Raw genomic sequence first — 20,178 nt, 5'->3', positions numbered from 1 at the left:
CGAGCCTCAGCGGCCTGCGCCGGTGGCGGTCGCGGTCGCGGTACGCGACCTCGGTGCCAGGGCCGCGCGCAGTGCCGGGGCCAGGACGTGGCGGGTCTCGGCCGGAGTGAGGGCGGCCGGGGTGGGGAGCGGGTTCAGGTAGCGGGTGTAGATGAGGCCGCCGAGGATCGTCACCACGGCCGTGGCACGGGCGGTCGCGTCACGGCCGCCGAGAAATTCAACAAGCCGGGCCAGCAGCTCCTGTTCCAGGTACTCGCGGATCACCTCGGCGGCCTCGTCGCCCTGGGCGGTGAGCTGGAGGAAGTCGGCGTCCTCCCACAGGCCCGTCACCGCGTCGATCAGACGGTCGGGGAGGGTGCTCGGGTCACCGCCGAGGACGTCGTCCACCGCCAGCGCGTTGGCGCACTGGAACTGCATCACGTCCGCGAACAGGCCCTTCTTCGAGCCGAAGTGGTACCCGATGAGTGCCGGGTCGACACCGGCCGCCGCGGCCACGGCACGCACCGTGGTGCGCTTGTAGCCGCGCTCCAGGAACAGCGCGCGGGCAGCCGAGACGATCGACTCGCGGGTCGGCGGGTTGCCGCGGGGGCGACCTCGGGTGCGGGCGGGGGCAGGGGCGGCGTTATTCATCAGCGTTGAGCCTGCGTGGGGTGATCGGCACAGTCAAGGGCGTTCCGACCACCGCACGAGGAGATGACCCGACACCATGCGCATCGCAGTCTTCGGCGCCAACGGACCGACCGGCCGCCACCTCACCGACCAGGCCCTCGACGCCGGCCACGAGGTCGTCGCCGTGACCCGCCGCCCCGGCTCCCTCTCCCCCACGCGTCCCGGTCTCACCGTGGCCGTCGCCGACGCCACCGATCCGGCCGCTGTCGACGCCGCGCTCAGCGGGACGGACGCGGTCCTGTCCGCGCTGGGCGCGCGCTTCAGCAAGGAGACCATCACGACGTACTCGGCGAGCGCCACGGCCATCACCGAGGCCATGACCCGCCACGGCATCAAGCGGCTCCTCGCCGTCAGCTCGAGCATCGCCGACCCGCACTGGCGCCCCACCGGCGCGCACTTCTTCAACCACGTCCTGGACCCGCTGGTGAACCGGCGCCTCGGCCGCACCCTCCACGAGGACATGCGCCGCATGGAGGACGTGATCCGTCGAACCGAGCTCGACTGGACCCTCGTCCGGCCCTCGGGACTCTTCGAGCACCCCGTCGTCACGGACTTCCACACCGCCGAGAACAGCGCCGACGGCGTCTTCACCGCCCGCGCGGACCTCGCCGCGAGCATGCTGCGCGAAATGGAGGAACGGCGCTACGTCCGCACCGCGATGGGCGTCATCACCACGGCCGTCAAGCCGAACATCGCCAAGCTCATCTGGGACGAAGGCGTGAAGAAGAAGTGAGCCGGGCGAAGGGCACACCGGCGGCCATCACGAAGGCCACGCCGGCGGCCATGACGACGGCCATGACGACGACCGCGGAACTCCCGGGATCCGTAAGGAAGTTCCTCGACCGCCCCCACACGGCCACCTTCACCACCCTCCGCCCCGACGGCACCCCACACGTCACGCCGGTCCGCTTCACCTTTGACGCGGCCACCGGACTGGCCCGGGTCACCACCCGGGCGGGAGCCCGCAAAGCCCGGAACGTGACGGCGGGCGGGCCGGCGGCCCCCGTCGCCCTCTGCCAGGCGGACGGCTTCCGCTGGGCCACCCTCGAAGGCCGCGCCACCGTCACCGACGATCCCGTACGCCTGGCCGAGGCGGTCCGCCGGTACACCGCCCGCTACCACGCGGTCCCGCCCACCCCACCGGACCTGGTCGTCATCGAGATCGCCGTCGACCGCGTCCTGCGCCTCAACCTCTGACCGATCCCCCGGACCGAAAGCGACGTGACACCGCGATGCCCACCCTCCCCGTCCTCGACTCCACCCTCCACCACCGCGAGTCCGGCGATCCCGACGGACTGCCGTTCGTCTTCCTCCACGGCAACCCCACCTCCTCCCACCTGTGGCGGAACGTACTGCCGGGTGTCGCAGCACCCGGCCGCCGCCTCCTGGCGCCCGACCTCATCGGCATGGGCGACTCCGGGAAACCCGGCATCGCCTACTCCTTCGACGACCACGCCCGCTATCTCGACGCCTGGTTCGACGCCCTGGGCCTCGCCGAGGCCGTCCTGATCGGCCACGACTGGGGCGGCGCGCTCGCCTTCGACCGAGCCGCACGCCTCCCTGAACGCGTCCGCGGCCTCGCCTTCACCGAGACGATCCTCAAGCCGCTGGAAGGTGACGAATTCCCTGCCGCAGGACGGGAGTTGTTCAATCTGCTGCGCACCCCGGGAGTGGGCGAGGAGATGATCCTGGAGAAGTCGCTGTTCATCGAAGGACTCCCGGACACGATGGCCACGCCCCTCGACCCGGCCGACCTGGACGTCTACCGCCGCCCCTTCCCCACCCCGCACAGCCGCCGGCCGGTGCTGGCATGGACCCGGATGATGCCGCTCGACGCCGAGCCCGCCGACGTCGTGGCCCGCATCGAACGCTACGACGCCTGGCTGGCCGCCAGCCCTGACGTCCCCAAGCTGCTCGCCGCGTTCGAGCCGGGCCCCGGCGCGATGACCGACCAGGGCGCCGTCGCCTGGTGCGAGGAGAACATCGCGGGCCTGGAGGTGTCGCACCACGGCCCTGCCGGCCACCACTCCCCCGAGGATCGCCCCGAGGAACTGGCCGCGGCGATCAGCGCCTGGGCCGACCGCCACGGGCTGACCCGCCTCGTATGAACCCTGTCCGCGCCCCTGGCCCGGCGGGCGGCGCGTCCCTCGAAGCATCCTCGGGTGTGCGGGCTGTGCCGCATGATGAGCCCGTGGACTGCGAGCCGTACAGAGGTGAGCTGGTGGCGTTCTGCTACCGGATGCTGGGGTCGGTGCACGAGGCCGAGGATCTGGTGCAGGAGACACTGCTGCGTGCCTGGAAGGCCCGCGACCGCTACGACCCGGCGCGCGCGTCGGTACGGACCTGGTTGTACCGGATCGCGACCAACGTGTGCCTGACCGCACTGGAGGGCCGCAGTCGGCGGCCACTGCCGTCCGGCCTGGGAGCGCCGAGCGACAACCCCGAGGCCCCGCTGACGCCGGCGCTCGAGGTGCCCTGGCTGGAGCCGTTCCCCGACGCGCGGTTCGATGTGGAGGTCCGGGCCGATCTGCGGCTTGCGTGGGTGGCGGCCGTGCAGGTCCTGCCGGCGCGGCAGCGGGCGGTACTGGTGCTGCGGGAGGTACTGGCCTTCAGCGCCGCCGAGGTCGCCGAGCAGTTGGGGACGTCGGTCGCGGCGGTCAACAGCGCCTTGCAGCGCGCCCGTGCCGGCCTCGCCGACGTGGGCGACGCCAGTACGGTCGCTGAGCCGGCGGATCCCGAGGTGCGAGCGGTCGTCCGGCGCTACATGGAGGCGTTCGAGGCAGCGGACGTGCCCGCGCTCGTACGGCTGCTGGCCGACGACGCGATCCTGGAGATGCCCCCGGTTCCGCTGTGGTACCTCGGCAGCCAGGACTACGGCCGATTCATGGAGCGGGTGTTCCGGATGCGGGGCAGCGGGTGGCTCGTGCGGGAGCTCACCGCCTGCGGGCAGCCCGCCCTCGCCGCCTACGCGCCGGAGCCCGGCGGCGGCCACCGACTGCACACCCTCCAGGTCCTCACCGTCACCGCCGGCCGCATCACACACAACGTGGTGTTCTCCGACCCCCGTCTCTTCGACACCTTCGACCTGCCCGGGGAAATTCCCGCGAGGAAGTCCTGACGCGAGCGATGAGTCAGGGCGGTGCCGCCAGTACGTACCGATGAGCACCGAACCGAAGGGAAACTCATCGTGAGCGTCATCGTCATCGAGTTCATCACCCTGGACGGGGTCGTGTCCGACCCGGACGGATCCGCGGGAACGCCGCGGGGCGGCTGGGCATTCCGGCACGGCCCGCAGGCGGTGGCCGGGGACAAGTTCCGGCTCGGCCGCACGCTGGACGAGGGGGTGCTCCTGCTCGGGCGCACCACCTGGCAGCTGTTCTCCCGGCTGTGGCCGGGCCGCGACGACCCGTTCGCCGCCCGCATGAACACCGTCCCGAAGCTGATCGCCTCCCGCACCCTGGCCCAGACCGACACCTCGGCCTGGGCGAACTCCACGCTCCTCGACGGCGACCTGGCCGACGCCGTCAAGCGTGAGAGCCGCGACGTGATCATCACCGGAAGCCTCAGCGTCGTGGACCAGCTGAGGGCCGCCGACCTGGTCGACGAGTACCGTCTGCTGACCTTCCCCAGCGTGCTCGGCACGGGCAGACACCTCTTCCCGACCGACGGCCCCCGAGCCGAACTGGACTGCCTCTCCACGCAGCAGATCGGCGCCGCCGTCCTCACCCACTACCGCAGGGCGGCGCGGTGACCGCTCGCCGCGGCCTCCTGCGCAGGTCCCCCGGCAGCACAGATGATCGCGACAGGACCGGTCGTGCGGGCGAAGCAAGCTAGTACGCGGCGCTGCGCGCCAGGCCCGACAGATACAGCTCGCAGTCATAGACCGAGAGGCCCTCCTCCGGTTCCTCCTCCTCGGCGTAGAGGGCGCGGCCGTCTTCCGTCAGGAGATGGACACCGAGTTCGGCCGCGCCCTCGGGCTCCGGCGGCGCCGGGTGACCGCCGTCCGGGCAGGTACACGCGGGCGACTCGGCGAAGGTCTGCCGAAAGCCCCGCAGAACACCCTCGTACGCCCGGATCAGGTCCTCCTGATCGGACAGACGCGCCTCTACATACCAGGACATGGCGTAGAGCAGGACCAGGTAGCCCGAGCGTTCGAACCTGCCCTGCTCTGTGCCCTGTCGGGCGAGCGCGGCGTCAGCGTCGGCCACGAGCCGGCCCAGCGTCTCGACGGGGTCGCCCGAGGGATAGTCGACCGCGATGGAACCCAGTTCACGGCACAGACGGTCGTGTTCCGTACTGAGTGCCGGCGCCTGCTCTGTCATCACTCACATCCTTGCCGTCGTCCTGCCGGTCACGCTCGCTGCCGAAAGGACATGCATGGGTGCCATGGCCTTCCGCGCTCGGCATCTTTGCATCTCAACGTGATGACAGCAGATCTGGCGCTATGTCAGACGGGGAACTTCGATCCGCGGAACGCCATCACGACGAGGCAGCGCGATCGCCTCTCGGAGGAGCGGGCGCCGCGGATCGGCGGCCGTAGCGCACCGACGACATGATGAGCGCGAGCGCAGCCATCGCGCGGGACATCCTGCTTTCGTCGCTCACGAGGACCATCACCATCACCGCCATGATCAGCACCTCAGCCGGCCGGTCCCACCGCGCCAACTGCCTGGCGAAGGACGTCATCGCGGACCCGTCGCCGCGGACGGTCTTCGTACGGTTCTGTCTGTAGATCACTCCGCCCCCCCTTGCACGCATCAGCAGCGCTCTGGCCGCGTCCCTCGTCTACCGCGATGTGTCGCCGGGTCGCAAGAGGCTGACAGATCGCTGAGCGCGTCTCGCCGGGCGGGGCCCGACCCTGGCCCGGAGCCCCCGGTCTGCGGCGGGCGGAGTCTTGCTATTGTCTTCGCGAATCATCCAGAGGGGTGGAGGGACCGGCCCTACGAAGCCCCGGCAACTCCCCGGTCGACTCGGTGCTCATTCTTTGCGCCGCGCCGTCGGGTCCAGTGCCAACTCCGGCCCGCGCCAACGTGGCGTGGGAAAAGATGAGGAGACACGGTGCTCTCTGTGCTGCCCTTCACCCAAGCCCTGTCCGTCCTGGGCTTTCCGCATACCCGTCTCGTGATCTCTGCGGCTGCTCGGCCGATGTCTTCGGCCGTTTCTCGCTGATCATCCCTGCCCTCGCCCAGGCGAGGTCTCCGCGATCCCTCTTCGCGTCCTGAGACTGGAGTAGCTCTTTCCATGGACATTTCGGATATTTCCAGTGGTGTCGGCGTCCTCGACAAGACCGCAGTGATCATGGGTGCGCTGGCGTCGGGGCCCGCCACCCTGGCGGGTCTGGTCGCCGCCACCGGCCTGTCCCGGCCCACCGCCCACCGGCTCGCCACTGCCCTCGAACGCCACCGTCTCGTCGGCAGGGACCTCCAGGGCCGGTTCGTCCTCGGCCCCTGGCTCGCCGAGCTCTCGGCCGCGTCGAGCGAGGACCATCTGCTGACCGCGGCGGGTCCGGTCCTCACCGCCCTGCGTGACACGACCGGTGAGAGCACGCAGCTCTACCGGCGCCAAGGGGAGCTGCGTGTCTGCGTCGCCGCCGCGGAGCGGACGGCCGGCCTGCGTGACACGGTGCCCGTCGGTTCCGCATTCCCCATGAAGGTCGGCTCCGCCTCCCAGGTCCTGTTGGCCTGGGAGGAACCGGAGCGCTACCACCACGGCCTGCAGGGCGCGCACTTCACGGCCAGGACCCTGAGCGGCGTACGGCGCCGGGGCTGGGCCCAGTCGATCGGCGAACGCGAACCCGGCATGGCCTCCGTCTCGGCACCGGTGCGGGACCCCGCTCGGCGCGTCGTGGCCGCGGTCACGGTGACCGGCCCGGTTCAACGTCTCACCCGCCACCCCGGCGCCCGGCTCGCGAAGGTCGCCGTCGACGCGGCCGACCGCCTCACCGAGGCCGTCCACCCATCCTGACGGCGGATACGGAACGCCGGCCGATGTCAGGCCTCGAAGGATGCGGCGGACCTTGCGGCCCGTTCGAGCTTCGCGCGGTGGTCGGCGCGGGCCTGTTCGTCGATCGGCCGCTCGTGTTCGGCGCGCAGACCGGTCCGGCCGTCGACGCCCTCGCGCAGGATGTCGGCTTGTCCGGTGTGCCGGACGGTCTCGCCGAGGACGTGAACCAGGATGGCGAACAGGTTGGTGGCGGAGTGCGGCTGCGGCCACCAGGGCACGTGGCCGGAGGCGTCGAGGGAGAGTTCGTCGATCGTGGCGTCCGAGCGTTTCCAGGTGCGCCGGTAGAACGCGACGATCTCGTCGCGGGTCTCGTCCTCGGTCGCCCACTGGTCGCTGCCGTCGGAGTCCTGCCACCGGCACAGCGGTTCCGGGGACCGTCGGTCGAAGACCTCGCCGAAGTACCTGGCCTCGACGGTGGCCACGTGTTTGACGAGGCCGAGGAGGTTGGTCCCCGTCGCGGTCAGGGGTCGGCGGGCGTCGTACTCGGACAGGCCGTCGAGTTTCCAGAGCAGGGCCTCGCGGTCCCGCCGCAGTCTGCCGTGCAGGTTGTCCTTCGCGAATGCGTCGATCATGCGGTGTGCGCCTTCCGTGGGGTGTCCGTGGTCTCAAGGTCTCGTAGGACGGGTTTCGGGGTGGCCGGGTCGTGCCAGAGGTGGATCCAACCGGCGGTGAGTGCCGCCGCGCAGCCTGCCAGGGCGATGGCGCCGCCTGTTCCGATGCCTGCGGACACCGTGCCGAAGCAGGCCGGGCCGACACCTTGCAGCGTCATGCCTCCGGCGCCCAGCAGGCCGAACGCCTGGCCGTGGCCGTCCTGCGGCAGGGCGTCCAGGAACGGTCGTTGCAGGCCGAGGCCGTAGGCGAATCCGAAGCCGCTGAGCAGCAGCAGGCAGGACGAGGCGCCGACTCCGGGCCCGGCGGCGAAGCCGAACAGGGGCAGTCCCATCAGCGCGGCCAGCGGAACCACCAGCCGCTCGCGGGTCGGTGGGGGCAGGAGACGGCCGACCAGCACGTCGCCGATGAGCATGCCGACCGGCAGGCAGCCCATCAGCACCGCGTACCAGCCGGGCGCGAAGTGGCGCCCGCCGGCGTAGGCGACGATCAGGCCCTCCGCGCCCGCGACGAACGCGGGCGGCAGCCACTGGCCCAGCATCAGCCGTCGTACCGTCTGTCCCCGCAGCAGCAGAGCGGCACCGTTCAGGCTTGTCCGCACGGTCCCACCGTCGCCCTGCACGCTCTCGGTCGCTCCCGACCGCCGCCTCGGCAGCCGGATGCGGATGGCGAGCGCGCAGCCGAGGTAGAGGACGGCGCTCACCGCGAGCGCCCGGTGCGGTCCGAGTGCCGCGACGGTCGCGCCTCCCAGCGCCAGACCGAACAGTTGCGCGCCGGAACCGGCGATGTTGTTCAGGGAACGGCCCAGTACGTAAGCGTCGCCTTCCAGCGCCTGCGCGATCAGTCGGCTCGACGCGCCGCTGAACACCGGTGTCGCGAGGGCGACCAGCGCCACGACACCGAGGCTTGCCGCGATCGGCATCCGTACCAGGGCGAGCAGCAGGGCGGCGGCGCACTCAAAGGCGTAGCCGCCGGTGAGGAGCGCGCGGGGCGGCAGCCGGTCGGCCAGGGAGCCCAGCAGCAGCGAGCCGAAGAGTTGCGGGAGGAAGCCGATACCGAAGGCCAGTGCGCTCAGCAGCGCGGAGTCGGTGGTCGCGTAGACCAGCACCGAGAACGTGGTGATCCGCAGCGCGTCCGCGGTGATCGCAACGGTACGCGTCGCGAAGAGCAGCCGGAATCGCGGCTCGGCCAGCACCTCGCGGTAGGTGGCACGGTGGTTGCCGTGTGCGGCTCCGGCGGTCGGGGTCATGGCGTCCAGCCTCGGCGGGTGCCCGCACCGCTCACCAATGATTCGTCGCTCGACGAATCCAAACAACCGGCCCGCGCTAGCATGACCAGGTGCTGCGCTTCGAAGTCTCCGTCGACGACCTGCTGCGCAGCCGCTTCGCGCTGTCGCCCGCACTGGACCTGTGCCTGCTGCTGCGCTCGCTCGCGAGCCACGAACGGCCGCTCCCCCGGGCCTGGGCCGCCCGGCTCGAGCCGGCCTTCGAACGCCTTCGCCGCGAGACCGAACTCAACGCCTTCCTCGCCCTGCAGAACCCGCAGGGCGGACCCGACTTCGTCGCCCCACCCCCGCGTGGCCTCAGCCAGACCTGGGCGGACGACCTGGCCGTGATCCGAGCCACTCCGCCGGCGGCGGCCCGCCGCGAGATCGCCGCCACCGCGACCGGCCCGTCCGCCCGTGATCCCCGCGTACGCGCCGTGCTGGACTCGGAGGACGTCGTCCCCAGAATCGCCGCGGCGATGGACCAGGCGTGGCACGAACTGCTCGCCGCGGACTGGCCGCAGCTGCGCGCGGTCTGCGAGCGCGATGTCGTGCACCGGGTCGGGGTGATCGGCGAGCGCGGCTGGGCCGCGGCCGTCGAGAGCCTGCACCCGGGCATCGCGTGGCGCGCCGGCGGCATCGAGATCGGCTTCTTCCGCGGCGAAACCGTCCGCCTCTCCGGCGACGGACTCCTGCTCATCCCCTCGGTCTTCGTCGGGCACATCGCCGCCCACCTCGAAGACCCCTGGCCGAGAACCCTGGTCTACCGGGCCCGCGGCACCGCCGCCCTGTGGGGCGAACAGGAGGCCGCCCCGCAGCCGGACGCGCTGACCGCCCTGGTCGGCCGGGCCCGGGCCCGGCTGCTGACGGCCCTGGACGCACCGGCCAGCACCAGCCACCTCGCCCGAAGCCTCGCCATGGCCCCCGGCGCCGTGGGAGACCACCTCGCCATCCTGCGTGGCGCGGGGCTGCTCGTCCGCGCCCGGTCCGGACGGTCGGTGCTGTACCGGCGCACCCCGCTCGGCGAGGCCCTGGTCGCCGGTTCGAGCTGAGGGCTCGGATCGGCACGTCCTGAGGGATGCGAGGTCGTCAGGCGGGCCCGTAGAGGGCACTGCCGGCCTTGGTCATGAGGGCCCAGTACCGATCGCCGTAGGACCAGTGCCACCACTCGGTGGGGTAGTTGACGAAGCCGGCGTCCCCCATGGTCCTGGCCAGGAGAGCGCGGTTGCGGCGTGCCCGGTCGGACAGTCCCGGGGCGTCCATCGGGCAGTAATTCTCGTCTCCGGTGCGGTGGCCGTTCACGGCGCCGCCCATGTCCAGCTCGACGCCGCCGTCATCGACGAGCGTCAGGTCGAGGGCCGCACCGGCACAGTGGGGCGCCACCTCGACCGGGGAGACGAAGGCACTGGCCCGGCGCCGAAGCTCGGCAGCCTCGGTGATGCCGGAACCACGCAGGCGATCCTCGTAGAGCGCGAACCGCCGGGCCTGCTCGGCACTGCTGCGATGTCCTTCAACCACAAGGAATCCGATGCCGTCGGGAAGTTTCTCGGAGGCCGCACAGAGCCGGTCGAGCACGCCGGCTCTGACCCGTCCGTACGCCCCTTCCTCGTCTCGCTCCCGGGGGTCGAGCGCGATCGCCGGGGCCGAGGCGATCTCCACGAGGGGCTCGCCGCAGTCCCGCACCGGGACGTCGGCCACTTGAGGGTCACTCAGCAAGATCATGAGCCCTGACCCTAGACGTCGCGCCGCCGCGTGCTGGTGGCGCGCCTGCGCCAGTACGCGAAGCAGACGGCTGCCAGCAGAGGGCCCCAGAGGACGAGTGGGGCGTAGGTGACGTTGAAGAAGGCCAGTTCCCAGCCGTGCATCGACTGCGTCGGGTAGTCGCTGGGGAGTTGCTCGCGTCGGATGGTGAGTCCGGACAGCGAAGTGACGAAGGCGGTGGTCCACAGAACCGTCAGGATCGTGGCGCCGAGGGCGGCGGGCACGACGGCCGCGAGTGGCGGCACTCTGCGCCCGCCCAGCAGCGGGATCCAGTGCGGGAGCACCTCTCCCCACCCGGCGACCAGCCCGACGGCGGTGAAGGCCAGCAGTTCGGAGAGGACGGACAGGGCGACGATGTACACCGGTCCCGGGAGCCACGACGGGAGTTGGCCCGCGCCGTGGGGGCCGTCGTCCCCGACGTGGAAGACGACGGTCATGATCCGCCACACGCCGGAGGGAAGCACGGCGAAGGGGATCGCGTAGGCGGCGAACCGGGCCCACCGCGGGACGCCGGGCACCGGAGCGTGCGCGCGCTTCCAGGCGGCGCGCACACCCTTCGCCGGCGTGGGTGCGGTGATGTGGTGGGCGGTCATACGTTGCTCCTGAGGCCGTTGGATGTCGCTCGGTCGAACGGTCTCAACGGTCACAGCCGGCGCCGGTCGATACGTCGGCCACCGGGTTGAACCAGGTCGGCTCCATGGGGGAAGGCATCACCGATCGCATGAGCCCAAAGGGTGATCGTCCGGCGGCGAGGCGCGGCGGGTCACCGAACCACGCCTGCCGACGACCGGCGCCTGCACGCGATCGTCGGCAGTTCGTCGGCAGGACTGAGGCAGGACTGAGGCTGCCCGCCTCGGCGTTACACGCCGGTGGCGCCGTCGACGCGCTCGCGGACCAGGTCCGCGTGCCCGTTGTGGCGGGCGTACTCTTCGATCATGTGGACGTAGATCCACCGGAGGTTGACGTCCTGATCCATGAAGCGGCCGGTGTCCGTCAGGGCGCGGTCGGCGCAGTGTTCACGGGCGTGGGTGATCTCTGCCTGCCAGATGGTGAGCGCGTCGTGCAGGGTGGCGCCGTCGGCCACGTCGAAGCCGCCGTCGGGGGCGGCGGGATCGGCCTCGGGGTCGTGGATGGGCGGGGCCTGCTCCCCCGCGAACACGCGGCGGAACCAGTTCCGCTCGACCTCGGCCATGTGCTGGACCAGGCCGATCAGCGTGAAGCCGGACGGCGGCACGGACGCGGTGGCGGCCTGCTTGTCGTCCAGGCCCTCGCACTTCATGGCGAGCGTCGTGCGGTGGAAGTCGAGCCAGCTTTCGAGCGTGGTGCGCTCGTCCGCGTTCAGGGGCGGGATGGATCGTTCGATGGCGCTCATCGGTCGATTATCGCCAGTACTGGACGGGGGCGGCGCGGGTGTGTGGTGGCCCGGCAGGGTGTGGTGCCGGGCCACCGTCGGCCGGTCGCCGTCATTCAGTCGCCGTCATTCAGTCGCTGTCGTGGCGCTTCTCGAGGCGGGTTCCCTCGCGGAGGGTGATCGACATCAGGTCGCTGGGGGCGTCCAGTTGCAGGCGGTGCCAGCGGCCGCGGGGCACGATCACGGCGGTGCCGGCCTGCAACCGCACCATGTCCTCGGCCTCGCCGGGGGTTTCGGGGCGGAGGTAGAGGCGGATGCCGCCGGTGAGGCAGCACACCGCTTCCTCCGCCTGCGGGTGCATCTCCCAGTGGTCGGCGTGGACGTCGGCGTCGGTCTCCACGTGGAACGTGGCGATCTGCCAGGCATCGGAGTCGCTGCTCGCCATCCGGCGTTCGGCAGCGCGGACTTCGCCGTCGGGGCGGAAGTGCAGGGCCGAGGCGAACAGGTCGATCGCGGTGGTCGTCATGACGGAGTGCCTTCCATCTGATTCTGGGCGGGGGCAGGGGACTGCGGTACGGGGGTGGCCGCCCTGCGGCCTGGCAGTACGGCGACGGCCACGACCGCCGCGAGGACGAACACGGCCGCGGCGAGGGCCAGGCCGAGGGCGTAGCCGTCGTTGAGTGCGGCGGGGCCGGAGGCGGTGCCGGTGCGATGTGCGGCGACGGTGGCGAGGGCGGCCAGACCGATGGAGCCGCCGAGTTGGCGGGAGCTGTTCATGAGGCCGGAGGCCGTTCCGGCTTCGCGCCGCGCGATGCCGGTGGTCGCCGCGGCGGCGACGGGCGCGAGGACGAGTCCGGCGCCGACGCTGGTGACGAGGGAGGGGCCGAGCACGTCGGTCAGGAAGCTGCCGTCGGGGCTGATGAGGGCGAACCAGGCCAGGCCGGACGCGGCGAGCAGGGCGCCGGGCACGAGGGACGCGCGCGGGGTGCGGATGGCGGTGAGGCGGGTGGCGAGCACGGTTCCCGCGATGAGGCCCAGGGAGAAGGGCAGGAACGCGGTACCGGTCGCGGCGGCGCTCATGCCCAGGACCTGCTGCATGTAGAGGGACACGAAGTAGAACGCCGTGAACTGTCCGGCGGCGGCCAGGAATACGAGCACGTTCGCGCCGGCGACCCAGCGGCTGCGGAGCAGGCCCAGGCGCAGCAGGGGTGTGGTGGTCCGCGACTCGACGACGACGAACGCGACGAGCAGTCCGGTCGCGGCGGCGAGGGTGGCCCAGGTGGTCGGGGAGGTCCAGCCGAGGGCGTCGGTGCGGACGACTCCGAGGACCAACAGCCCGACGCCGCCTGTCGCGAGGACCGCACCCGGTACGTCGAGCCTCTCACGTCTGGCGGCACGCTCCGCGTCGGCGGGCACGGCGGCGAGCGCGAGGGCGAGGGCCACGGCGACGATGGGCAGGTTGATCAGCATGACCCAGCGCCAGCCCGCGTACTCGGTCAGCAGTCCGCCGGCCAATACGCCCAGCGCTCCGCCCGCGGCGTTCACCGCGCTCCACACTCCCAACGCCCTGACGCGGCGGGGACCTTCGGGGAAGGTCGTGGTGAGCATCGCGAGCGCGGCCGGTGCGGCTGCGGCAGCGCCGACGCCCTGCCCGGCGCGTGCGGCGATCAGCTGCCAGGGTGCGTGGGCCAGCCCGCCCGCGAGTGAGCACAGGGCGAAGACGGTCAGCCCGAGGACGAACATCCGGCGCCTGCCGTACAGGTCGCAGGCACGGCCGCCCAGCAGCAGGAGTCCGCCGAAGGTGAGCGCGTACGCGTGCACGACCCACGACAGGTTCAGCGGCTCGAAGTCCAGTGCCGTCCGGATCGCGGGTAAGGCGACGTTGACCACCGACATGTCCAGGGCGACGACGAACTGGGCGACGGCGGCGGCCGCCAGCACCGCTCCGGGTCTCCCCCGAGAGTTTCTATACATGTATAGAAACATAGCGCCGAGGTTCGCCCTTGTCGACGCCTGAGGAATGATGGGGGGCATGTCGCAACCGTCCGCGCCGCGCAGAACCCCTGGCCGACCTCCCCGTATCTCCCGCGAGGAGATCATCCGGACAGCACGCCGGATCGTGGACGAGGAGGGCGTCGGGAAGCTGACCATGCGGCGGCTCGCCTCGGAGGTCGGCAGCACACCGATGGCCCTCTACCACCACGTCCGCGACAAGGAGGAACTCCTCGTCCTCCTCCTGGACGACTACGCCACCCGGACCCTGCGCCGGCCGGAACTGCCCGCCGACCCCCGCGAGCGGGCCGTCGCGGCCGCCACCGCGATCCACGAGGCGCTGGCCGCCCGCCCCTGGATCGTGGAGGTGCTGACCGCCGACGACCTCATGTCCACGAGCGCGCTGTGGTTCGTCGAGCAGATCGTCGACGGCCTGGCCGAAGCCGGCCTCTCCCCCGAGCGGGCCGTGCACGGCTACCGCGCGATCTGGTACTACACCGCCGGAGAGATCGTGGTCCGCGCGACAGCGGCCCGACGCCGCACGGATGACGACCGCGCGACCTACCGGGAGCAGGTCTTCGCCGGCCTCGACGCGGACGAACTCCCGCGTCTGGCGCAGGTGGCGGACCGCTGGGCACCACTGACCGCCACGGACACCTACCAGGACGGCCTCAGGGCCCTGGTGCACGGCCTCCTCGCCGCCCGGCCCGCGTGAACTGCCGGTTCGTCAGCCGGCCGTGTACGTGTAACCGTCGTACCTGCCCTGGAGGGAACCGATGACCACGCCCATGACGACGGTGTCGACGGCGAGGCCGAGCAGAAGGATGCAGGCGACGACGACGGCCCAGCCGGTCCTGCGCAGCAGCGACTGACAGGCGACCGCGGTGCCGGGCTTCTCCGGGTGGTAGGCGACGCGGATGACGTCGGCGCGGCTCTGGCTGAACATGACGCGGCGGTGACCGTGCAGGTCCGTGTACGTGTAGTTCCCCGTCCCACCGAACTGGTCGGGGGTCGTGTCGTGGCGCCGTGCGGCCTCGACGGTGACGCCCTTGCGGGGCAGATACCACTCGTTGCGGACGATCCTCAGCCCCATGATGCCGCCCGTGGTGACGGCCGCACCGAAGGGGACGACGACCAGCAGAGGGAGCGCGAGGGACGCGGACGCCGTGATCCAGACGACCACGGCGAGAACAACGGCCAGGAGGACGACGGCCGCGAGCCAGATCCTGAACTCGCGCGTCTTCCTCTCCTGCCTGGACAAGGGCGCGGGCTCGGGCGCGGCACGAACGGTTACGAGCGCCGAGCCGTCGACGGCCTCCCCGGCACTCTCGGGCAGGATGGCATTGACGGCGTCGGCGAACACCGACGCCGCCGCCTCACTCACGCCCGCGACCCGGTGAACGGCCGGGGCCGCCCCGGCCTGAGCGGTGAGCTCGACGGCGACCGCCCTCCCTTCGGCGCGGATCCGCCGCACGGCCCGGAGCGGGATCCGCGTCTCCATGTCCGACCGGCTCAGAACCAGGCCGTCACCTTCGGACTGGAGGACGGCACCACCGGAACCGCACAGGACGGGTATGGGCGAGGTCAGGGACATGGACGTGATCGTAAGCGTTGGACGCTCCCACCTCCACCAGATCTTTTCAGGTCGGATTCACAGGCATCACAAGCAGAGGGCTTCGCCAGGGAGTTGGAAGAGCGCGAGCTGGAAGACCGACCCGCATCTCAGGACAAGCAGCAGCCACCGCTCAACTGCTCTGAACCAAGCTGATGGCGACAAGCTCGACCTCGAAGCCGTCGGCGTTCTCCAGGTAGGCGGCGTAGTGCTGCGTGCCGCCGGCATGCGGGTGAAGCTCGGGGAACATCAGGGTCCAGCCGTTCCGGGACGCGTCGGCGACCAACTCCTCGAGAGTTGAGGCGTCCTTGACGTGGAAGGCAAGGTGGTTCAGCCCGGGACGACGCCGGTCGTACCCGTCTGCGGTGAGGTCCGTGGACTGTTCCAGGACGACGTAGGTCGGCCCCAGCGACCAGCTACGGCCGGTGTCCCAACTCTGCGAGACGGCGTAGCCCAGCGTCTGGAACAGCCACCCGAGTGACGCGAGGGCGCGGTCGAGCTCGGGAACCCAGATCTCGACGTGATGCAGCGCGCCATGACTCGGCCGGTTCACGCAGCTGGGCTCCTCCCGTTTGTTCGGGCCCGGTTCTCGAGCCGGGCGCCGGAACGGACCATCGCGGCGGTGACACTACCGCCGATGGAGTCTCTCGCTCATCCAGTGGCGGACGCTCAGCCCTGAAGAGTTCGCGTTTCGGATTGTGGTCGCGGGTGCCCCGATGCCCGTGAGACAACATCCGTCCGTCGAGGCGTCGTGGAATCATGGGCAGATGTTCGGGACCGGCAGCCATGAGGATGAGCGAGCGCTTCGGTGCGAAACCGAGCGGGTTGTCAACGAAGTCGCCCAAGAGATCCGTACGTTGGACGAGGGAACATCCTGGTTTTCCGGTGAAGGGCCGTGGGGACGCGCGGCAATCGACTGTCGGAGGCTCGGAGAGGAATCGGAAGCAGTGAGTGGATATTTCTCGCTGGTCTGTGATGATCCGTCTTACGACGTGATTCTGACGGACTCCGGTCCTGAGCCGATCGATGTCGTGAAACTGCTGCACAGGCGCACGGGGATGAGTCTCTGGGTCGCCAAGTCGCTCGTCAGCCGACTTCCCGCGACCCTGGTCAGCAACGTGTCCGTGGAAGTCGCCGACGATCTGGTGAATGAGCTCCGTACGGTCGGTGCTTGTGCGCACGCCGAAGTGCTGCCGTAGAGGAAGGGCTGTTGGGGGCGTGGGCATGCGACGGGTGGCGAAGGGGATCGGCGAGTTTCTGATGGAGACGGTCGGGGAAGCCGTCGCCGAGGCGATCCTCACTCTGCTCGCCTGCGCTCTGCTGCTCGGCCTGCTTCTGATCGCCTACCTGAGCTGGTCCTTCAGCCCGCGCCTGACGGTGGCGGGTGCAGGGCTGTTCTGTCTGTTCGTCGCGCACGGCGCCTGGAGCGTGTTCCGTGACCCCACGAAGGGGCGTCGGCGGCGGGGCTTCGCCGCCGTGACGGCGGCCGGCTTCACGCTGACCGCCGCGACAGGCGTGTTCCTCTTGTTCTACGGCACCGAGTGCAGCTGCCTGTGAAGTGCTGCGGCACCCCCGGAGCGGAATGCCCGCTGCTCAGCCGACCACGACCACGTCCCATGGCGCTCCGTCGCAGGCGTCGCGGTGGGCTGCGACCGCCTTGCCCGCACGCCGGACGGGGGGTTCACCGCTTCGTTCAAAATCGTCGGGGTGGGTCTCCTGGCTGCAAGTCAGAGCCCGTGCGCCACGCCGCGAGCCGACCACCGTTACTCTCTCGGCCGTGGCGGAAACCGGGGCGGGCGCGGGGCAGGCGGGTGAGTGGGGGGCCGAGGTCGTGGAGCGGCGGCGGTCCGTGGGGTCGTGGCGGTTTCCGGCGCGGGAGGTGGCGGCGCGGCGTGACGGACTGCGGATCGAGACCGCGGTCGGCTCGGTGACCTGCGTCGACGACAGCGGGCGGATCCGCTGGACGCATCGCTGCGTGGGCCGGCCCAATGCCGTGCACCTCTCCGGCGACCGGGTCCTGGTGACCACGGACTCCCTGGAGTACACCCCCTGGGGCATGCTCGGCCCGGCTCTGCTTCTCGACCTCGCCGACGGCCGCCTGGTCGCCGAGTTGCGGGGCGCCCGCGGTGCCGCGCGCGGCGGCGGCCGCTTCCTGCTCGGGCTGGAGGGCTACGACTTCTTCGACACCTGGGAGTACGACCGGGACGGTGACCGTACCGACGCCTGGCGCTCGTACGGTCATTACGTCGTGGGCACCGGCGTGCGGGTCGTCGAGGCCGACCGGAATCTGCCCACGAAGGGCCGGGTGGTGCGTCTCCTGCCCGGTGGCGTGATCCGGCAGGGACCGTCCCTGTCCGACCCCCAGCCGCCCGAGCCGCTCGTCCTGCGGGACGGCACGATCCTCGTCCTGGACGGCGCCCGTCTCCGGTCGGTCGACCGTGACCTGCGCAGTCGTACGCTCGTGGAGATCGAAGGCGAACTCGGTCCCGTCGCCGCTTCGTCCGGCGCGCGCGTCCTGCGGTCGCTGCGGCGCAGTGGCGAGCAGGTGACGGTCATGGTGGGCGAGCCACTGCCCGACGACCCCGCACGCTTCACGATCCATACCTGGACGATCGTCCTGCGACCAGTGGGGCGCTGAACTAGCCGCACTCACCGCCTAGTTGGGGCAACCGCCCTGTGAGCAGGTCTCCGATCGCCGCGATGCCCGCCGTGACGGCGCGTTCGCCCACGTCGCCGAAACCCAGGATCAACTGCGCCGGCCGGGTCGCGTGCGCGGCGCGGCAGGCGCTCATTCCGTAGAGGCCGACGGACCGGGTGCGGGCGGCGGCGACGAGGTCGTGTTCGTCGGCCTGTCCGGGCAGGTGGGCCACCGCGTGGAAGCCTGCCGCGAGGCCGGTCACCCTGACGTCGGGGGCGTGTTCGGCGAGGGCTGCGACCAGGGCGGTGCGCCGTGCCGCGTAGGTCGTGCGCATGCGGCGCAGGTGCCGGTCGAAGCGGCCGGACTCGATCATGGTGGCGAGGGCCAACTGGTCGAGGGTGGGCGCCCCGCGGTCGTTCAGCCGCTTGTGCTCGATGATCGATTCGGTGAGCGCGGGCGGGCAGAGCATCCATCCGATGCGCAACGCGGGCGCGAGGGACTTGCTGACGGTGCCGAGGGAGATCACGCGGTCGGCGGCGAGTCCCTGGAGAGCGCCCACCGGCTCGCGGTCGTAACGGAATTCGGCGTCGTAGTCGTCCTCGATGACGACGGCGTCCCGCGTTCTGGCCCACTCGATGAGGGCGAGGCGGCGTTCGGGTGCCAGGGCGACGCCGGTGGGCCACTGGTGCGCGGGGGTGACGACGACGGCGCGCGCACTTGTCGCGGCGAGTGCCTGGACGTCGACGCCGCGCTGGTCGACCGGTATCGGGATCGCGGACAGGCCCGCCGCGGCCGCGGCGGAGGAGATGGTGGCCGGTGAGCCGGGGTCCTCGTACGCCACGGTGCGGATTCCTGACCTGGCCAGGGCGTGCAGGGCCAGGCCGAGGCCCTGTGCGTACCCGGAGCAGACGACGGTCCGTTCCGGGTCCGCATCGGCGGCGCGCACCCGCCGCAGATATCCGGCGACGACCTCGCGCAGCGCTGCGCTGCCGCGCGGGTCGCCGTAGTCGAGCGCCGCCGTCGGCATGGTGCGTGCCGCCTCGCGCGTCGCCCACAGCCAGTCGGCGAGGGGAAAGCCGCTCAGGTCGGGGACGCCCCACCGGAAGTCGGCCAGCAGCCGTGGCGGCTCCGGCGCCGGTGACGCGGGCGCTGCCGGGACGCCCGCGCCGGCCGCCACGCGGGTGGCGGAGCCGACGCGGGTCACGAGGTAGCCCTCGGCCTGGAGTTGGGCGTAGCAGTCCTGCACCAGGCCGCGTGAGAGTCCGAGGACCCGGGCGAGTTCGCGTGAGGACGGGAGGCGTTCGCCGACGCGCAGCCGCTCGGTCCGGATCGCGTCGCGCAGTCGGCGTTCCAGTTGGGACCGCAGGGGCTCGCCGCTGTCCCGGTCGATGACCAGCAGCAGATCGGGAGAGAGACCGGACCACTCCAGCGGCATGAAATCGGATCTTACCGGTGGTCCGCTCGCTCCTTAGGTTCGTCGTGTGACCAGAAACGTCAACTCCCCAGCCAAGAGCGCCGGTTCGCGGCCGCCTCTGGTGACGCGGCCTCTGCTGCTGCGCTTCGTCTCGATCGTCGGCGCGTCGACGGGCTTCTTCCTGCTGTTGTCGGTCGTCCCCCTCTACGCGGAGGCGTCCAGCGGGGGCCGCGGCAGCGCGGCGGGGCTCGCCACGGGCGCGCTGATGCTGGCCACGGTCGCGGGTGAGCTGGCCACTCCCCGGATCGTCGCCCGCTTCGGTTACCGCCTGACGCTGGTGGCGGGGCTGCTTCTCCTCGGTGCGCCCGCGCTCGTGCTGACCGTGTCCGGGAGCACGGCGTGGATCACGGCGGTCTGCGTCGTGCGCGGTCTGGGCTTCGCCTGCACGGTCGTCGCGGGTGGCGCGCTGACGGCGTCGCTGATCCCGCCCGAGCGCCGGGGTGAGGGGCTGGCCTTGGTCGGGATCGTGTCCGGGGTTCCGTCGCTGGTGGCCCTGCCGTTGGGGGTGTGGCTGGTGGCGCACGTGGGGTACGGGCCGGTGTGCGTCGCGGGCGGGGTGGCCGCGCTGGCCGCGATCGTCTCGGTGCCGGGCCTGCCGGACCGTGAGCCGGACTCGGGGCCGTCGATCGGTGTGGTGGCCGGTCTGCGGACGGCCGGCCTCCTGCGGCCCGCGATCGTCTTCGCGGCCACCACGCTCGCCGCCGGAATCGTCGTCACGTTCCTCCCGCTCGCCGTCCCGTCGGCTTCCACCGGACTCGTGCCCGCCGCCCCGGTCGCCCCGGTCGCGGCGGCGCCCCCCGCCCCG

24 protein-coding genes and 1 riboswitch are annotated in these 20,178 nt (G+C 71.5%); of the genes, 12 read left to right on the top strand and 12 right to left on the bottom strand.

All coding sequences use genetic code 11. The annotated features are described in order from the left end of the window. Positions 1-6: 6 nt before the first annotated feature. A complete protein-coding gene (locus tag ACFW9D_RS04160) occupies positions 7-630 on the bottom strand; it encodes a TetR family transcriptional regulator (RefSeq protein WP_384617509.1) in 624 nt (207 codons plus the stop codon). A gap of 76 nt (positions 631-706) precedes the next feature. On the opposite strand from ACFW9D_RS04160, the gene ACFW9D_RS04155 reads away from it, so the two are divergent. The 5 genes from ACFW9D_RS04155 to ACFW9D_RS04135 all read left to right on the top strand — a co-directional run bounded on the left by ACFW9D_RS04155 (position 707) and on the right by ACFW9D_RS04135 (position 4,420). Beyond that, complete coding sequence (locus ACFW9D_RS04155; RefSeq protein WP_384617507.1) at positions 707-1,402, top strand: NAD(P)-dependent oxidoreductase; 696 nt, start codon at positions 707-709, stop codon at positions 1,400-1,402. Between the two features lie 62 nt (positions 1,403-1,464). Further along, positions 1,465-1,866 (top strand): pyridoxamine 5'-phosphate oxidase family protein, encoded by a 402-nt coding sequence (locus ACFW9D_RS04150; RefSeq protein WP_384617701.1) that lies wholly within the window; start codon positions 1,465-1,467, stop codon positions 1,864-1,866. A gap of 35 nt (positions 1,867-1,901) precedes the next feature. Then, the gene (locus tag ACFW9D_RS04145) at positions 1,902-2,777 is read left to right on the top strand and encodes a haloalkane dehalogenase (RefSeq protein WP_384617504.1); all 876 of its coding nucleotides are present in this window, start codon (positions 1,902-1,904) and stop codon (positions 2,775-2,777) included. Positions 2,778-2,860: 83 nt separating this feature from the next. Continuing rightward, positions 2,861-3,787 carry a sigma-70 family RNA polymerase sigma factor gene (locus ACFW9D_RS04140; protein WP_384617502.1) on the top strand — a complete coding sequence of 309 codons (927 nt, stop codon included), beginning with the start codon at positions 2,861-2,863 and terminating at the stop codon, positions 3,785-3,787. Between the two features lie 69 nt (positions 3,788-3,856). Continuing rightward, entirely contained in the window at positions 3,857-4,420 is a 564-nt protein-coding gene (locus tag ACFW9D_RS04135; protein WP_384617500.1) for a dihydrofolate reductase family protein, read from the top strand. A 79-nt stretch (positions 4,421-4,499) separates the two neighbouring features. Here ACFW9D_RS04135 and ACFW9D_RS04130 read toward each other — a convergent pair whose 3' ends face one another. Then, positions 4,500-4,991, bottom strand: coding sequence for a hypothetical protein (locus ACFW9D_RS04130; RefSeq protein WP_384617497.1), 492 nt, complete (start codon positions 4,989-4,991; stop codon positions 4,500-4,502). 588 nt (positions 4,992-5,579) lie between these two features. Then, a riboswitch (SAM riboswitch) is annotated at positions 5,580-5,721 on the top strand. A gap of 189 nt (positions 5,722-5,910) precedes the next feature. Between ACFW9D_RS04130 and ACFW9D_RS04125 the strand changes: the two genes are divergently transcribed. Further along, positions 5,911-6,633 carry an IclR family transcriptional regulator gene (locus ACFW9D_RS04125; protein ID WP_384617494.1) on the top strand — a complete coding sequence of 241 codons (723 nt, stop codon included), beginning with the start codon at positions 5,911-5,913 and terminating at the stop codon, positions 6,631-6,633. A gap of 26 nt (positions 6,634-6,659) precedes the next feature. On the opposite strand, the gene ACFW9D_RS04120 is transcribed toward ACFW9D_RS04125, so the two are convergent. Both ACFW9D_RS04120 and ACFW9D_RS04115 read right to left on the bottom strand, forming a co-directional pair. After that, positions 6,660-7,244, bottom strand: coding sequence for a DinB family protein (locus ACFW9D_RS04120; RefSeq protein ID WP_384617491.1), 585 nt, complete (start codon positions 7,242-7,244; stop codon positions 6,660-6,662). After that, positions 7,241-8,530, bottom strand: coding sequence for an MFS transporter (locus ACFW9D_RS04115; protein WP_384617488.1), 1,290 nt, complete (start codon positions 8,528-8,530; stop codon positions 7,241-7,243). The genes ACFW9D_RS04120 and ACFW9D_RS04115 overlap by 4 nt, the downstream gene beginning before the upstream one ends. Before the next feature lie 89 nt (positions 8,531-8,619). Between ACFW9D_RS04115 and ACFW9D_RS04110 the strand changes: the two genes are divergently transcribed. After that, complete coding sequence (locus ACFW9D_RS04110; protein WP_384617485.1) at positions 8,620-9,597, top strand: ArsR/SmtB family transcription factor; 978 nt, start codon at positions 8,620-8,622, stop codon at positions 9,595-9,597. Between the two features lie 37 nt (positions 9,598-9,634). On the opposite strand, the gene ACFW9D_RS04105 is transcribed toward ACFW9D_RS04110, so the two are convergent. The 5 genes from ACFW9D_RS04105 to ACFW9D_RS04085 form a co-directional block, all read right to left on the bottom strand. Continuing rightward, positions 9,635-10,267 carry a M15 family metallopeptidase gene (locus ACFW9D_RS04105; protein ID WP_384617482.1) on the bottom strand — a complete coding sequence of 211 codons (633 nt, stop codon included), beginning with the start codon at positions 10,265-10,267 and terminating at the stop codon, positions 9,635-9,637. Between the two features lie 11 nt (positions 10,268-10,278). Next, on the bottom strand, positions 10,279-10,899 hold the full coding sequence (locus tag ACFW9D_RS04100; protein WP_384617480.1) for a hypothetical protein: 621 nt from the start codon (positions 10,897-10,899) through the stop codon (positions 10,279-10,281). A 266-nt stretch (positions 10,900-11,165) separates the two neighbouring features. Beyond that, positions 11,166-11,678: a DinB family protein gene (locus ACFW9D_RS04095; RefSeq protein ID WP_384617477.1), complete on the bottom strand. Its 513-nt coding sequence runs from the start codon at positions 11,676-11,678 to the stop codon at positions 11,166-11,168. Between the two features lie 109 nt (positions 11,679-11,787). Beyond that, positions 11,788-12,183: a cupin gene (locus tag ACFW9D_RS04090; protein ID WP_384617474.1), complete on the bottom strand. Its 396-nt coding sequence runs from the start codon at positions 12,181-12,183 to the stop codon at positions 11,788-11,790. Next, complete coding sequence (locus tag ACFW9D_RS04085) at positions 12,180-13,631, bottom strand: MFS transporter (protein ID WP_384617471.1); 1,452 nt, start codon at positions 13,629-13,631, stop codon at positions 12,180-12,182. The genes ACFW9D_RS04090 and ACFW9D_RS04085 overlap by 4 nt, the downstream gene beginning before the upstream one ends. 58 nt (positions 13,632-13,689) lie before the next feature. Here ACFW9D_RS04085 and ACFW9D_RS04080 point away from each other — a divergent pair, with 58 nt between their 5' ends. Then, positions 13,690-14,364 (top strand): TetR/AcrR family transcriptional regulator, encoded by a 675-nt coding sequence (locus ACFW9D_RS04080; RefSeq protein WP_384617468.1) that lies wholly within the window; start codon positions 13,690-13,692, stop codon positions 14,362-14,364. A 12-nt stretch (positions 14,365-14,376) separates the two neighbouring features. Here the strand turns inward: ACFW9D_RS04080 and ACFW9D_RS04075 are convergent, their stop codons facing one another. Together ACFW9D_RS04075 and ACFW9D_RS04070 are read right to left on the bottom strand one after the other, a co-directional pair. Further along, positions 14,377-15,243: a hypothetical protein gene (locus ACFW9D_RS04075; protein WP_384617466.1), complete on the bottom strand. Its 867-nt coding sequence runs from the start codon at positions 15,241-15,243 to the stop codon at positions 14,377-14,379. 151 nt (positions 15,244-15,394) lie between these two features. Beyond that, positions 15,395-15,814 carry a VOC family protein gene (locus tag ACFW9D_RS04070; RefSeq protein ID WP_384617463.1) on the bottom strand — a complete coding sequence of 140 codons (420 nt, stop codon included), beginning with the start codon at positions 15,812-15,814 and terminating at the stop codon, positions 15,395-15,397. Positions 15,815-16,028: 214 nt separating this feature from the next. Between ACFW9D_RS04070 and ACFW9D_RS04065 the strand changes: the two genes are divergently transcribed. The 3 genes from ACFW9D_RS04065 (at position 16,029) to ACFW9D_RS04055 (ending at position 17,899) form a co-directional block, all read left to right on the top strand. Continuing rightward, complete coding sequence (locus ACFW9D_RS04065) at positions 16,029-16,460, top strand: ribosomal protein L7/L12 (protein WP_384617461.1); 432 nt, start codon at positions 16,029-16,031, stop codon at positions 16,458-16,460. A 25-nt stretch (positions 16,461-16,485) separates the two neighbouring features. After that, positions 16,486-16,818 (top strand): lysine transporter LysE, encoded by a 333-nt coding sequence (locus ACFW9D_RS04060; RefSeq protein WP_384617458.1) that lies wholly within the window; start codon positions 16,486-16,488, stop codon positions 16,816-16,818. Between the two features lie 220 nt (positions 16,819-17,038). Beyond that, entirely contained in the window at positions 17,039-17,899 is an 861-nt protein-coding gene (locus ACFW9D_RS04055) for a hypothetical protein (RefSeq protein ID WP_384617456.1), read from the top strand. A 1-nt stretch (position 17,900) separates the two neighbouring features. Here ACFW9D_RS04055 and ACFW9D_RS04050 read toward each other — a convergent pair whose 3' ends face one another. Further along, positions 17,901-19,334 carry a PLP-dependent aminotransferase family protein gene (locus ACFW9D_RS04050; protein WP_384617454.1) on the bottom strand — a complete coding sequence of 478 codons (1,434 nt, stop codon included), beginning with the start codon at positions 19,332-19,334 and terminating at the stop codon, positions 17,901-17,903. A gap of 46 nt (positions 19,335-19,380) precedes the next feature. Between ACFW9D_RS04050 and ACFW9D_RS04045 the strand changes: the two genes are divergently transcribed. After that, on the top strand, positions 19,381-20,178 hold a 798-nt coding region (locus tag ACFW9D_RS04045), incomplete at its 3' end, for an MFS transporter (protein WP_384617451.1).

It is taken from the genome of Streptomyces sp. NPDC059524, from assembly GCF_042749255.1.
GTDB lineage: Bacteria > Actinomycetota > Actinomycetes > Streptomycetales > Streptomycetaceae > Streptomyces > Streptomyces xanthii.
Note: the sequence above shows the minus strand (reverse complement) of the source record. Positions and strands in the feature narration are given on the sequence as shown.